Annotated in this window: 13 protein-coding genes; 7 read left to right on the forward strand and 6 right to left on the reverse strand. The window is 62.8% G+C overall.

Annotated features, from left to right (window positions below):
* Window positions 1-9: 9 nt before the first annotated feature.
* Window positions 10-2,298, reverse strand: a complete 2,289-nt coding sequence (metE, locus tag K2O50_RS22690; protein WP_050703693.1) for a 5-methyltetrahydropteroyltriglutamate--homocysteine S-methyltransferase — start codon at window positions 2,296-2,298, stop codon at window positions 10-12.
* 361 nt (window positions 2,299-2,659) lie between these two features.
* On the opposite strand from metE, the gene K2O50_RS22695 reads away from it, so the two are divergent.
* The 3 genes from K2O50_RS22695 to K2O50_RS22705 all read left to right on the forward strand — a co-directional run bounded on the left by K2O50_RS22695 (window position 2,660) and on the right by K2O50_RS22705 (window position 5,002).
* On the forward strand, window positions 2,660-4,147 hold the full coding sequence (locus tag K2O50_RS22695; protein ID WP_050703692.1) for a methylenetetrahydrofolate reductase C-terminal domain-containing protein: 1,488 nt from the start codon (window positions 2,660-2,662) through the stop codon (window positions 4,145-4,147).
* A gap of 82 nt (window positions 4,148-4,229) precedes the next feature.
* A complete protein-coding gene (locus K2O50_RS22700) occupies window positions 4,230-4,661 on the forward strand; it encodes a DUF2846 domain-containing protein (RefSeq protein ID WP_052896192.1) in 432 nt (143 codons plus the stop codon).
* A 101-nt stretch (window positions 4,662-4,762) separates the two neighbouring features.
* Window positions 4,763-5,002, forward strand: a complete 240-nt coding sequence (locus tag K2O50_RS22705; RefSeq protein WP_050703691.1) for a type II toxin-antitoxin system RelB/DinJ family antitoxin — start codon at window positions 4,763-4,765, stop codon at window positions 5,000-5,002.
* On the opposite strand, the gene K2O50_RS22710 is transcribed toward K2O50_RS22705, so the two are convergent.
* On the reverse strand, window positions 4,997-5,773 hold the full coding sequence (locus K2O50_RS22710) for a carbon-nitrogen hydrolase family protein (protein WP_050703690.1): 777 nt from the start codon (window positions 5,771-5,773) through the stop codon (window positions 4,997-4,999). The two genes, K2O50_RS22705 and K2O50_RS22710, sit on opposite strands and share 6 nt — an antisense overlap.
* Window positions 5,774-5,984: 211 nt before the next feature.
* Between K2O50_RS22710 and K2O50_RS22715 the strand changes: the two genes are divergently transcribed.
* From K2O50_RS22715 to K2O50_RS22725, 3 genes are all read left to right on the forward strand, one after another.
* Entirely contained in the window at window positions 5,985-7,004 is a 1,020-nt protein-coding gene (locus K2O50_RS22715; protein WP_050703689.1) for a hypothetical protein, read from the forward strand.
* A gap of 178 nt (window positions 7,005-7,182) precedes the next feature.
* A complete protein-coding gene (locus tag K2O50_RS22720) occupies window positions 7,183-7,470 on the forward strand; it encodes a type II toxin-antitoxin system Phd/YefM family antitoxin (protein WP_050703688.1) in 288 nt (95 codons plus the stop codon).
* Window positions 7,471-7,983: 513 nt separating this feature from the next.
* Window positions 7,984-8,580 (forward strand): hypothetical protein, encoded by a 597-nt coding sequence (locus K2O50_RS22725; RefSeq protein WP_050703687.1) that lies wholly within the window; start codon window positions 7,984-7,986, stop codon window positions 8,578-8,580.
* A 438-nt stretch (window positions 8,581-9,018) separates the two neighbouring features.
* On the opposite strand, the gene K2O50_RS22730 is transcribed toward K2O50_RS22725, so the two are convergent.
* The 3 genes from K2O50_RS22730 to K2O50_RS22740 form a co-directional block, all read right to left on the reverse strand.
* Entirely contained in the window at window positions 9,019-10,032 is a 1,014-nt protein-coding gene (locus K2O50_RS22730; RefSeq protein WP_050703686.1) for an alpha/beta hydrolase, read from the reverse strand.
* Window positions 10,033-10,071: 39 nt separating this feature from the next.
* Window positions 10,072-10,458 carry a helix-turn-helix domain-containing protein gene (locus K2O50_RS22735; protein WP_050703685.1) on the reverse strand — a complete coding sequence of 129 codons (387 nt, stop codon included), beginning with the start codon at window positions 10,456-10,458 and terminating at the stop codon, window positions 10,072-10,074.
* A 163-nt stretch (window positions 10,459-10,621) separates the two neighbouring features.
* Window positions 10,622-11,308: a hydrolase gene (locus K2O50_RS22740; RefSeq protein WP_050703684.1), complete on the reverse strand. Its 687-nt coding sequence runs from the start codon at window positions 11,306-11,308 to the stop codon at window positions 10,622-10,624.
* A 259-nt stretch (window positions 11,309-11,567) separates the two neighbouring features.
* Between K2O50_RS22740 and K2O50_RS22745 the strand changes: the two genes are divergently transcribed.
* Window positions 11,568-12,029: a Rid family hydrolase gene (locus tag K2O50_RS22745; protein WP_050703683.1), complete on the forward strand. Its 462-nt coding sequence runs from the start codon at window positions 11,568-11,570 to the stop codon at window positions 12,027-12,029.
* Window positions 12,030-12,048: 19 nt separating this feature from the next.
* Here the strand turns inward: K2O50_RS22745 and K2O50_RS22750 are convergent, their stop codons facing one another.
* Window positions 12,049-13,017 carry a LysR family transcriptional regulator gene (locus tag K2O50_RS22750; protein ID WP_050703682.1) on the reverse strand — a complete coding sequence of 323 codons (969 nt, stop codon included), beginning with the start codon at window positions 13,015-13,017 and terminating at the stop codon, window positions 12,049-12,051.
* Window positions 13,018-13,100: the final 83 nt, after the last annotated feature.

Consider the following 13,100-nt stretch of genomic DNA (forward strand, 5'->3'; position numbering starts at 1 on the left):
GCGCGGTTTTCAGACTGCGGCGCGCAACGCCCGCGCCGCCGCCACCATGTTCACCAGCGCCGCCTCGGTCTCCGGCCAGGCGCGGGTCTTCAGGCCGCAGTCCGGGTTGACCCACAGGCGCTCGGCCGGAATCCGCCGGGCCGCCTTGCGCAGCAGGTTGACCATCTCCTCCTTGCTCGGCACCCGCGGCGAGTGGATGTCGTACACCCCCGGGCCGATCTCGTTCGGGTAGTCGAAGCGCTCGAAGGCCTCCAGCAGCTCCATGTCCGAACGTGAGGTCTCGATGGTGATCACATCGGCATCCATCGCCGCGATCGACTCGATCACGTCGTTGAACTCGCTGTAGCACATGTGGGTGTGGATCTGCGTTTCGTCACGCACGCCCGAGGCGCACAGGCGGAAGGCCTCGGTGGCCCACTCCAGGTAGCGCGGCCAGGCACTGCGGCGCAGCGGCAGGCCTTCGCGGAAGGCGGCCTCGTCGATCTGCACGATCCTGATGCCGGCGGCTTCCAGGTCGACCACCTCGTCGCGGAGCGCCAGCGCCAGCTGACGGGCCTGCACTTCGCGGCTCACGTCCTCGCGGGGGAAGGACCACATCAGCATGGTCACAGGGCCCGTCAGCATGCCCTTCATCACCTTGCGGGTCAGGCCCTGGGCATACTTGATCCAGTCCACGGTCATGGCCTTCGGGCGGCTCAGGTCGCCGAAGATCACCGCCGGCTTCACGCAGCGCGAACCATAGCTCTGCACCCAGCCGAAGCGGGTGAACACATAACCGTCCAGTTGCTCGGCGAAGTACTCGACCATGTCGTTGCGCTCGGCCTCGCCGTGCACCAGCACATCCAGGCCGAGGTTTTCCTGGATCTGCACCGCATGACGGATCTCGCTATGCATGGCCTCGACGTAGTCCGCTTCCGTCAGCTTGCCCTGCTTGAACGACTGGCGCGCCAGGCGGATCGCCGAGGTCTGCGGGAACGAACCGATGGTGGTGGTCGGGTAGGCTGGCAGGTTCAGCCCGGCGCGCTGCTTGGCAATGCGCTGCTCGAAGGCGGTTGCACGCTGGCTGTCGGCGGGCTTGATCGCGGCGACGCGGGCCTGCACCGCCGGCTTGTGAATGCGCGGCGAGGTGGTGCGGGCGTGCTGCACGGCGCGGCTCTGCGCCAGCGCCTCGACGACATCGGCCGCCTCGGGCTGGTTGAGCGCCTTGGCCAGCAGCGCCACTTCCTGGCACTTCTGCACGGCAAAGGCCAGCCAGCTCTTCAGTTCGTCATCGAGCTGGTCTTCACGCGCCAGGTCCACCGGGCTGTGCAGCAGCGAGCACGACGGCGCCACCCACAGGCGATCCCCCAGGCGTTCGTGGGCATGGCGCAGCACGTCCAGTGCCTTGTCCAGGTCGCAGCGCCAGACGTTGCGGCCGTTGACCACGCCCAGCGACAGCACCTTGTAGGCCGGCAGGCGGTCGAGGATGGTCGGGTACTGGTCCGGGGCGCGCACCAGGTCGATGTGCAGGCCATCGACCGGCAGGTTGGCGGCAAGGCCCAGGTTGTCTTCCAGGCCGCCGAAGTAGGTGGCGATCAGTTTTTTCAAAGGGGCGCGCTGAAGGATGTTGTAGACGCGCTCGTAGGCGTTCTTCCAGTCCTGCGGCAGGTCGAGGGCGAGGATCGGCTCGTCGATCTGCACCCACTCCACACCCTGCACGGCCAGGCGGTTGAGGATATGGTCGTACAGTGGCAGCAGGCGATCGAGCAGTTCCAGCTTGTCGAAGTCGGCGCCCTTGGTCTTGCCCAGCCACAGGTAGGTCAGCGGGCCGATCAGCACCGGCTTGACCGTGTGACCCAGGGCCTTGGCTTCCTCGACTTCTTCGAACAGCTGTTCCCAGCTCAAGGCGAACTGCTGGTCGGCGGTGAATTCGGGGACCAGGTAGTGGTAGTTGGTGTCGAACCACTTGGTCATTTCCTGGGCGTGTGCGCCGCCGCAGCAGTTGTCGCTCACCCCTCGGGCCATGGCGAACAGGGTCTGCAGGGTCGGCTTGGCACCGTCCTTGGCACGGAAGCGCTCGGGGATCACGCCGAAGGTCAGCGAGTGGGTGAGTACCTGGTCGTACCAGGCGAAGTCGCCCACCGGCAGCAGCTCGATGCCGGCGGCCTTCTGCACCTGCCAATGCGCGGCGCGCAGGCCACGCCCCACGGCACGCAGGCCAGCTTCGTCCAGCTCGCCCTTCCAGAAGGCCTCCTGGGCTTTCTTCAGCTCACGGTCGCGGCCGATGCGCGGAAACCCCAGGTTGTGTGCCAGTGCCATGTTGTCGTCCCTCGAGCCTTGAAATGAATGGAGGGCATTTTGGGTGCGAGGCAAAGGTGAGACAAACTCATTAAATTTGAGATGAACTAAAAATTTCCTCATGATGGCTGGCAGGAATATCGAACCCTGTAGGAGCGGCCTTGTGCCGCGAAAGGGCCGCAAAGCGGCCCCTGCGATCTTTGCATCAACACTGAAATCCTGGGGCTGCTGCGCAGCCCTTTCGCGGCACAAGGCCGCTCCTACAGGGATCTGAGTCGCCGTGAATGTCTCAACCAGCACAGTACTCCGCGCAATCAGACATGCCCCACCCACCAATCTGCCGCACACTGCCACCCTGCCCCAACCCGGTAGCCCGCACCCCATGAGCCTGCTGAAAACGACCCTGGACGCCAACGCCTTCACCTGCATCCTGGAATTCGTCCCCAAGCCCGGCGCCGAGCGTTTCGCCACCCTCGAAACCCTCATGGCGCGCACCCGGCTGTGCAGCTGGCCGCTGACCGTGGCCATCGGCGACCGCGTCTCCAGCGCCTTGGACATGTCGCCGCTGGAGGCCTTCGGCAGCCTCGCGACCCCCGTCCCCGCCCTGCTGCACTTCTCCGGCAAGGACCGCGAACGCCGCGACCTGCTGGCCCAGTTGCAACGCATGGACGCCGCCGGCCTCGACCAACTGCTGCTGCTCACCGGCGACCGCCTGCCCGGCCACAACCCGGGCGAACGGCCGGTGCGCTACCTGGAATCCGTCACCGCCCTGCAGATCGTCCGCCAAGCCCGCCCCCACTGGCTGCTGGCCGCCGCGCTCAACCCGTTCAAGTACCAGGAAGCCGAGGGCGGCGCGCAGTACTGCAAGGCCGAAAAGAAACTCGCCGCCGGCGCCGACCTGCTCATCCTGCAGCTCGGTTTCGATATCGACAAACACCAGGAAGCCTTCGACTGGATGCAGCGCCAGCCCCGGCCCAAGCCGCTGATGGCCTGCATCATGGCGCTGACCGAAGGCCGCGCCGGGATGCTCGATCATGTCGCCGGGGTAACCGTCACACCGTCGATGCGCGCGCTGCTGGCCGCCGAAACGGCGGTGTCCAAGGCCTACGCCAAGGAACGCGCCAACCATCGCCTGGCCTTGCAGGTGATCGGCCTGAAATTGATGGGCTATGCCGGCGTGCACCTGTCCGGTATCCACGAGGTGGCTCAGTTCGAGGCCCTGGAGCAGGCCATCGACGCGCTGCAAGCGCAGTTCACCTCACTGCAGGACTGGGCCCCGGCCTGGGAAGCGGCCTGGCAGGCACCTGGGCTGACGCCGGTCACCTTCCACCCACCCGGACATGCCTGGCGCTTCGGGCAACGGCAGATCACCGCCTCCAACAAGGAAAAGGTTCGCTACCACCTGCTGTCGGCGATGCACCATCAGCTGTTCAGCCGCACCACGGCCTTGAGCAAGGCCTTCGGCTGGACCGTGACCCGGCCGCTTTGGGCCAACCCCACCGCAGCACAGTGGCTGCATCACCTGGAGCGGCGTATCAAACGCCCGATGGTAGGGTGCGATACCTGCGGCAGCTGTCGGTTGGAGGACACGCTCTACATCTGCCCCGAGACCTGCCCCAAAGGCCTGGCGAACGGCCCCTGCGGAGGCACGAACCTGGACCGTTGCGAGTTTGGTGACCGGGAGTGCGTGCACAGTGCCAAGTATCGGCTGGCGGTGAGCGTGGGCCAGACCGAGGTGTTGCGCGAGCGGTTGATTCCTTGCGTGCAGGTGGAGAACCGGCATCGCAGTTCGTGGCCGGTGTGGTTCGACACCACCACGACCAGCCCTCCAACCACACAGGTCGGCGCGACGGCAGAACTCAACGACTGATACTTTCCCTCTTGTTGGAATGCAGCCGCGCACAGCGTATAACCTTTGGCAACCTGGCACTTTGGGAAGATAAGGAAGTCCGATGAGGAAGATGCTCGCTGCTTCGGCACTGTTGCTGCTCTCTGCTTGTGTCACCGTCCCGCAAGGCGATCCGGCAGTGGATGCACGAATGAAGCGCTTTGAAAGCGCTCCAGGCATGACACGCATCTACATCTATCGAAATGAAACGATGGGCGCGGCCATAAAGTACAACGTGCTGGTCGACGGCCGCATGATCGGTGCAACGGCGGCCCACACCTACCTAGTGGCGGAAGTACCGCCTGGGCCGCACACCATTGCTTCCGATGGCGGCACCTTGAGGATGATCAAAGTCGAAGCCCAGCCAGGCAAGAACCTGTTCATCTGGCAGGAGATGAAAATGGGCTTTGGCGCCGCCGATGCCAAGTTGCACGTGGTTTCCGAAGCCGTGGGCCGCAAAGGCGTGCTGGAGACGAAGTTGGTGGGCGGGCTGTGAGCATTGGTTGACACGCTCGTCGGCAATCGCGTCGCCCTCTTGCTCAACTGCCGGCCCTGCCTCGCCGTACAGACAATTGTCATTACAAAGAGGCTGCAAGCATGGCATCCATCAAGGTGCGTATCGACGACGAACTCAAGGTGCGCGCCTACCGTGAGCTGGAAAAACTGGGTGTAACCCCTTCCGAACTGATGCGCCAGGCACTGCAATACGTCGCTGAGCACGGGCAACTGCCGCTCAAACCCGTGCTGCTGACCGAAGAGGACGAAGCATTGCTCGCCACGGTACGCGAACGCCTGGCCGCGCCGCAGAGGGTCAGGGTAACGCTGGATGACCTATAGACTCGAATTCCATGCATCCAGAGACACGAACACTTCACGCCCCTGCCATTCACCCGTTTGCCCGGAAACGACCAACAGCCGATTGCCGGCCCCTGAAGCAGCCACGACACACCGCCCCTGCTCGTCCCAGAACGCGCTGCGCCCAGCCGCCGCCCAGCCGCCCGTGGTCCCGCCATGATTGGCCATGAGCACCGCCATGGCATGCCGCTGCGCATACCCCTGCAGCAACGCGCTGTCAGCCGGATAACCCGTCTCCCCGATCAGCACGCCGGTCGCATACACCTGCGCACCACGCTGCGCCGCCTGGGCGGCATGCTCCGGATGGTTGAAATCGGCACACACCGACAAGGCCACGGACAGCCCGCCGACGGACAACAACTCACCGCCGCTCCCCGCACTGAAGAACACGTCCTCGCCGGTATGCAGGTGCTGCTTGGTATAGACCGCAATCGAGCCATCCGGGTGGAGGATGCAGGCCGCGATCCGCGGCTTGTCCTGGCCCGGTACCTTGAGCGGCATCCCGACCACCGTGGTCATGCCTGCTGCCTGGGCCAACTGGCGCAGTGGCGCCAGCAGCGGCGTGTCCAGGTCCTGCGCCAAGGCACTGGCCATGGCGGGGGCGTAGCCGGTGAGGGACAGTTCGGGGAAGAGCAGCAGGTCCACACCCTGCTCATGGGCTTGACGCATGAACGCCAAGTGCAAGGCCAGATTGGCGGGGATGTCGCCATCACGGATGGCGCATTGGGCGGCGGCGAAAACGGCTGGTGGCATGGGCGTCTCCTGACAAGGTAGGCAGACTCTGCTCGACCGCTATCAAGAAGACAATATCTACATCAACGACGCGAGAACCACAGGGCGTTGGCGTGGGAGCGGGCTTGCCCCGCGATAGGCGACAAATAGTACCGCGCGTAAACCATTTTTTTGCCTTGTTAACTACTTAAGCTTACAGTTAAAAAATCACTTAACACGACACACTCTCGACATGGCCAACCCACACAAGGAAACCCAGCGCTACCTTGAGTCCGTCCTCGGTGTAACCACTCACCTGAAACCGACATCCCCCAGGCTCCCCTACCATCTTCTGGACGCCTACACCTGCTTCGAACTCACCCTCCAGTTCAAGCCGGCGCCGCTGGTGGTGTTGCTGCTCTTCCCCTGCAATCCAACCTACCCAGGCGCAGTTACCCTTACCAAACACATCGCCCAGATAAGCCAAGCTACCCACGCCACACCCGTTTACGTATGCCCTGCTTTGTCCGCTGCCGACCGGCGCAGCCTGATCAGCCACCAGCTCAATTTCATCCAGCCTGGCTATCAACTATTCATCCCTGAACTGGCCATGGACCTGCGCGAACGTGTTCGCCAACGCCGCGAGCAGGCCGCCATCACCACGCTGCTCCCCGCCGCCCAGGCCATGTTGCTGGCCCGCCTCTATCGAGGAGGGATCAACGACACGCCATTCCCGGCCAGTGCACTCCTGGGTGACCTGAGCTACAGCCGAGTGACCCTCTCGAAGGTCGTGGAACAACTGCTTCAAACGGGCCTGCTGATCGCCAGCCAACCCAAAGGCGGGGTGCAGGCCTATGCCTTCAGCGCCAGCGCGCCCGAGCTGTTCAAACAGGCTCGGCCTTACCTGCGCTCCCCGGTGAAACGCAAAGTCGCAATTTCCGCCGAACCAGCTCTCGGCCAGGGTGTTTTCCTGGCCGGTGAAACAGCCCTGGCCAGCCAAACGCTCCTGGCCGCACCCGCGCAGCCCGTCTACGGCATGACCAAGCGACGTTTTGATGCGCTGCTTGCCGATGGCTTGCTGCGCCTCAGCCAATCGGTGGACGACACACGGGCGTGGGTGGAAATCTGGGCCTACGACACCCTCGATACATCCGGCAACCGTGCCGATGCAGCTTCCTTGTTCCTGAGCCTGGACAATGCCCAGGATGAGCGCGTCCAGATGGCGCTCGATGAACTCAGGGAGCGGGTGGAATGGTTGGGGTCAGGGGACTAACGCTTTTCGGGCAGCACTTCAGTCGCTATCGCGATCAGTACGTGCTGATTGGCGGGGTGGCTTCATCACTTTTAATGGACGAGGCTGGTGTCCCATTCAAGGCCCATTTTTGAACGCCAGGCAATGACGTTCGGTATTCACCCACAAGTACTGACGCGACGATGAAGGTAGCTAAGCCATGAACAAACAGCTGAGGGTACTACCGGCCAGTGTAATGAAGAGAGCCTTCAAGGCACGGTTGGGCGAAGTGATCGATAACGAAGGCCGCCGCATGCTCATTCTCAGAAGCACCAAACCTGCGGCAGTGCTTATGAATGCTCGGGCGTTCCAGGCCATGACCGCGGAAATCGAAGATCTGCGTGCCGATCAGCTTGCCGCCGAACGCCTACCCGGCCTGGGTGAAGTTGAAACCATAAGCCTTGAGACGATGGAAGCCCGGTTCGACTGCCCAACCCAGACCCACTGATGTCATCGTGGGAGCGGGCTTGCCCCGCGAAGGGTCCGCAGCTGTACTCGCTGACCAAACGCCGCACCGGCCAACCGACTGGTGATCCTGATTGTCGGCATGGACGCTCTCCAGATTGCAAAACGCCCAAGGGCTCGGCACGTCCTGGATAAAAGTGGACGGCTTACTGCCTTGGGCGGGATGCGCGAAAAATAGGCCGAGAGGAAGAACGCGTCAACGCACGCTCGCCTCATCAATTGTATCCACATGCGTCTCTTCAAGGTCGGCCAGGATGTCGCCACTACTGGCCCAGTAACCCCAGTTTTGCACGCCTGATAGGGCTGCAGACCTTCATGCTCAGCAACTCCGCCACTTTGGTCTCAGCGGCAGCCCCCCCCTAGCGCGGTAGATCAGTTGCTGGAGCAGCCACATGGTTTTCAGCACACGACTGGCTGCTGATTCATATGCATCGCCAAAGAATGTATAAAGCGCCAGCAACCCGCGCCCCCGACGTCTGCCAAAGGAAACCCCGTCATGCTTCGGCTCTTGATGCCAGCCCTGCTCCTGCTGCTTGCCGGCTGCGCCACCAAGCCCCCGGCCAACCCCGACAACCTCTGCGAGATCTTCCGCGAGAAGCCGAAATGGCACGAGGCGGCGCTGAAGATGCAGGCGCGCTGGGGTGCGCCGGTGCAGGTGCCGATGGCGATGATGTACCAGGAGTCCTCGTTCAAGCACGACGCCCTGCCGCCGCGCTACTACTTCCTCGGCTTCATCCCCTGGGGCCGGGTCAGCAGCGCCTACGGCTACGCCCAGGCCAAGGACGAGACCTGGGCCGACTACAAGCGCGATGCCGGCGGCTGGGGCGCCGCCCGCGACGACTTCGCCGACGCGATCGACTTCATGGGCTGGTATATGCAGAAGAGCCAGCAGGTCAACGGCGTGTCCAAGTGGGACGCCTATGGCCAGTACCTGAATTACCACGAAGGCTGGGGCGGCTACCGCAACCGCAGCTACGACGCCAAGCCGTGGTTAAAGAATGTCTCGCAGAAGGTCCAGACCCGCGCTTCGGTGTTCGGGGCGCAGTATCGGAGTTGCGAGCAGGAGCTCGCGCGGGGTGGGTGGTTCTGGTAGGGACGCCTGACGATACGTTGCCGCCCCAAAAACCCACTGCCAGTCAGTTAAGCCCATTGGGGTCGCTCCGCGTACCTTCGCGGGTAAACCCGCTCTCATGGAACAAAACACAACTCTTTGATTTGACTGGGGCAGCGTGGGAGCGGCCTTGCCCCGCGATGCGGCGTTTGGCACCGGCTACGCCGGTGATCGCGGGGCAAGCCCGCTCCCACGCTGGAACTCTGTTCCCTGCGCGACAGCGTAGCCCGAAAGGCTGGGCGATCTCCTACAGGATTGCGCAAACGCTGAATCGAGCGCTGTACGTGTAGGAGCGGGTTTACCCGCGAAGGGCTGCAAAGCAGCCCCAATAAGTGCGACGAAGCGCTAACTGACTGGCGGCTTTTTCGTTTCCCGCATTGATCGCCCACTCATGGCATCCACCTGCGGGCTTGGGTGGGGTCACTTCAAATGCACCTTCAGCGCCTCGCCAGCCTGCAGCATTGCAGCGCGCACCGCCGGCACCTGGCTGACCACGTTCAGCAAGCCGTAGTCATGGATCATGCCGTTGTAGCGCACCGCCGTGACCGGTACACCCGCTTGGTCCAGCTTGCGAGCATAGGCTTCCCCTTCATCACGCAGCACATCGGCACTCGCGGTCTGCACCAGCGCTGGCGGCAGGCCTTTCAACTGCTCGGTGGTCGCGCGCAGCGGCGAGGCGTAGATCTCGGCACGTTGCTTGGGGTCGGTGGTGTAGTTGTCCCAGAACCACTTCATCATGTTGCGGGTGAGGAAGTGCCCCTCGGCGTACTGGTTGTACGACGCGGTCTCGAAGTTGGCGTCGGTCACCGGCCACAGCAGCACCTGGTACTTGATGGCCGGGGTGCCTTTGTCCTTGGCCATCAGGCTGACCACCGCCGCCATGTTGCCGCCGACGCTGTTGCCCGCGACCGCCAGGCGCTTGCCGTCGACATTGATGTCCTTGCCGTGCTCGGCCACCCATCGGGTTGCCGCGTAGGCCTGGTTGATCGCCGTCGGGTAGTGCGCCTCAGGGGACGGGGTGTAGTTGACGAACACCGCCACCGCCCCGGAGCCGACGACCAGGTCGCGCACCAGGCGCTCATGGGTCGGGAAGTCGCCGAGCACCCAGCCGCCGCCGTGGAAGTACATGAACACCGGCAAGGTCCCCTTCACACCCGCCGGGCGCACAATGGTCAAGCGGAGGGCCTGGCCATCGACGGTGATGGTCTTCTCGCTGACATCCGCCTTGGGCAGTGTCAGTTTCACCCCAGCCTGGGCGCCGCTCAGCACCGCGCGGGCATCCTTCGGCGAAAGCTGCTCGATGGGTTTGCCACCGCCCGCGTTCAAGGCATCGAGGAATGCCTGGGTATTGTGCTCGACGCCAGCGTCGGCGAATGCGTTACCGATCGACAAGGCAAGGAGCGAGCCCGCGAGTGTTTTGGTCAAAACGTTCAATTCATTTCCCCTGTTTCTGTTGAGGCAGTAGTCAGATGGTCACGTGCAGACGGCTTGTTGCTGCCAAGCCTTTGGTGTCATGCCTTCAGCCTTCACGAAGGTGCGGCAGAAGTGAGATTGATCGCAGAAGCCGCATTCCAGCGCGATCTCTGCGAGCAACATCGTGGAAGTCTTCAATAGCTCCCTGCTCTTCATCACCCGCTGCTCACGCAACCACTGTTGCGGGGACATCCGGGTACTTTCCTTGAACATGCGTGAGAAGTGACTGCGCGACAAAGCGCACGCTTGGGCGATTTCAGTCACTGACAGGCAGGTATCCAGCCTGTCCAGCATCAGCTGTTTGGCCGTTCTCAACTGCCAGGATTTGAGCTGCCCTGTCGACGCCAGTGTCAGCGTCGCCAGCACGGTAGAGTTGTCCTTGTTCATACACACCCATCAATCCAGGTAGCAGGATGCGAGCGCCTGACGCGAACAGCGCTGGGCGCTGGAAACCCCAGAGGCTCCAGGCCAGGCTCGTTGATTCGGATCAGCCCACCGCGCACCCTTCGCACGTCAGTGAACAGCCCCCAGGACAGGGGCTGGCAATGGCTCAGACAGTTGCAGCGACAGGCGCCAAGGTAGGGCCATGCTGAACGCGCTCAGGCGCCTTGTGCACCATGGTGTAGGCGTAGTCGACGCCCATGCCATAGGCACCGGAATGCTCCTTGACCAGCGCCATCACGGCGTCATAGGTGTCGCGGTTCTTCCAGTCCCGCTGCCATTCCAGCAGCACCTGCTGCCAAGTCACCGGCACCACGCCGGCCTGGATCATGCGCTGCATGGCGTAATCGTGGGCTTCCTTGGTGGTGCCGCCGGAGGCGTCGGCGACCATGTAGATTTCATAGCCGGCATCGTTCATTGCCGACAGGGCGAAGGTGGCGTTGCAGACCTCGGTCCACAAGCCGGAAACGATGATCTTGTTGCGGCCATTGCGCTTGAGGGCGTCGCGCACCTTCTGGTCATCCCAGGAGTTCATCGAGGTGCGCTCAAGCAGCGGCGCGTCCGGGAACACCGCGAGCAGCTCGGGGTAGGTGTGGCCCGAGAAGCTTTGCGTCTCGACCGTGGTGAAGGTGGTGGGGATATTGAAAATCTTCGCGGCCTTGGCCAGGCCAACGGTGTTGTTCTTCAGCGTTTGCCGGTCGATGCTCTGAACGCCGAAGGCCATCTGCGGCTGCTGATCAATGAAGATCAGTTGGCTGTTGAACGGGGTCAGGACTTCAGTCTTAGGATTGCTCATTGTTGTTTCCTTTCAATTTGATGAAGTTCGATCGCACCCGTTTCGGGGCCCGCATGTTGCGGGCATTGCCGTAGCCACGAGTACGCTCCTCAGCGCCGTTGCTTGAGGACGAGCAAAAGATAACGAAACAAAGCGCCTATCGGTGGCGCACTTTTGCGCCTCTACCGGCTCATTTTTGCGCCATTGAATACGCGGTCGCGCTGCTAGCATTCGCCGTTCCATTCGGATCAAGCCGGTCCGTCATGTGCAGGAGAATGCAATGGCAGCTTCACAACCGTTCAACAAGCAGACCGCCTACTGGGGCGTTTCCTGGGAGGAGGCGTATGGCTATCCGCAGGCACGGCGGGTAGGCAACGAGATCTACGTATCAGGCCAGTTCAACCATGACGAGGCCGGTAATCTGCTGGCCCCGGCGCCGCTGAACGCCGACGGCAAGCCCAGCGATTTCTCGTCGATGGGCAAGCAGATGCAGGTCGCCTACGACAACATCTCAAAGCTGCTCGCCTTGTATGGCGCGACGCTGCAAGACGTTGTCGAGGAAACGCTCTATGTCCTGGACATGGATGCTGCCTTCGCGGTGGTCGGCAAAGTGCGCAAGGCGGCCTATGGCACTGAGCGGCCTCAGTGCGCGAGCAATATCATTGGGGTGTCGAGGCTTGCCCAGCGCCCGCAGCTGATCGAGATCGCCTGCAAGGCCGTGATTGGCGCCCGGGAAATCTAAGCTGCACTCCCGGTTGCGATCAGCTGACCGGGAGTACCGACTGCCCCTCGACCAAGGGCTTTTGACTGGCCACGGCAGCGGCGCAGAAGGTCATGAATGCTTTGACGCGCCACGACTTGCGAATGTCCTGGTGCGTCAGCAGCCACAACTCGTCCTGAAGCTCTGGCACCACTGGGCCTGCGCGTACCAACCCCGGGGTGATGTCGCCCAGCATGCAGGGCAGGAATCCATACCCCAGGCCCGCCGCGATGGCGACGCTTGCTGCAGCAACAGAATCGGTGCGGTAGGCAATGCGCTCAGCTGCGACCCTGCTTTCGACATAACTGGTCGCCCTCAAACCGCAGAGCGCTGCCGAGTAGGACACCCACGCCTGCCCCTCTTCGAACAGGGGCTCGCCAGTCACCTGCTTGGCGCTGCAGTAAGGTGCCCAGGCAATGTTCGCCAGTTTACGGCCCACCAGGCTTTCCGCAGGTTTTCTTGTCGCGCGAATGGCGATATCCGATTCATCCCGGGCGAGGCTGAGGGTTTCGTTGCCCACCAGCACCTCGAGGCTGATCCCCTCGTTCAGGGCCTTGAAGTCCGCGATGATGGGGGTGAAGAAGTACAGCAGCAGCGAGTCGCTGGTGGTAATGCGAAGTTTCCCCAGGGGGCCTTGGCCTGAACGTGAAACACGCCGCGTGACGCTGACGATATCCAGCTCCACGCGCTCGGCGAGTGCTCGCAACTCGGCGCCCTCGGCGGTGAGCAGATAGCCTGATTTGCGGTGGTCGAACAGCGCGATGCCGAGCGTACGCTCGACCTGGGCAACCCGGCGCGAAACGGTGGAGACATTGATGCCAAGCTTCTTGGCCGTCGCCGCACGATTGCCGCAATCACTGAGCGTCTTGATGATGCGCAAGTCATCCCACGAGAGCTGATTGACAGCCTCGGCGACGTCCCACTTCGGCCCATCAGCGGCAGTTGGCGCTTTCCCAGTTGGCGATTTCACACAGTTCGTTCCGGATGCGAAGGCGCTGATGATACGAGATGGGGGGTGGGTGAAGCAGCCATATTGTTCTGGCGAATGGTTGA

This window comes from Pseudomonas sp. 2hn, from assembly GCF_019646095.1.
Lineage (GTDB): Bacteria > Pseudomonadota > Gammaproteobacteria > Pseudomonadales > Pseudomonadaceae > Aquipseudomonas > Aquipseudomonas peradeniyensis.

Coding starts and splice junctions, on each gene's coding strand:
- metE (WP_050703693.1), bottom strand. CDS start 2,298: ATGGCACTGGCACACAACCTGGGGTTTCCGCGCATCGGCCGCGACCGT.
- K2O50_RS22695 (WP_050703692.1), top strand. CDS start 2,660: ATGAGCCTGCTGAAAACGACCCTGGACGCCAACGCCTTCACCTGCATC.
- K2O50_RS22700 (WP_052896192.1), top strand. CDS start 4,230: ATGAGGAAGATGCTCGCTGCTTCGGCACTGTTGCTGCTCTCTGCTTGT.
- K2O50_RS22705 (WP_050703691.1), top strand. CDS start 4,763: ATGGCATCCATCAAGGTGCGTATCGACGACGAACTCAAGGTGCGCGCC.
- K2O50_RS22710 (WP_050703690.1), bottom strand. CDS start 5,773: ATGCCACCAGCCGTTTTCGCCGCCGCCCAATGCGCCATCCGTGATGGC.
- K2O50_RS22715 (WP_050703689.1), top strand. CDS start 5,985: ATGGCCAACCCACACAAGGAAACCCAGCGCTACCTTGAGTCCGTCCTC.
- K2O50_RS22720 (WP_050703688.1), top strand. CDS start 7,183: ATGAACAAACAGCTGAGGGTACTACCGGCCAGTGTAATGAAGAGAGCC.
- K2O50_RS22725 (WP_050703687.1), top strand. CDS start 7,984: ATGCTTCGGCTCTTGATGCCAGCCCTGCTCCTGCTGCTTGCCGGCTGC.
- K2O50_RS22735 (WP_050703685.1), bottom strand. CDS start 10,458: ATGAACAAGGACAACTCTACCGTGCTGGCGACGCTGACACTGGCGTCG.
- K2O50_RS22740 (WP_050703684.1), bottom strand. CDS start 11,308: ATGAGCAATCCTAAGACTGAAGTCCTGACCCCGTTCAACAGCCAACTG.
- K2O50_RS22745 (WP_050703683.1), top strand. CDS start 11,568: ATGGCAGCTTCACAACCGTTCAACAAGCAGACCGCCTACTGGGGCGTT.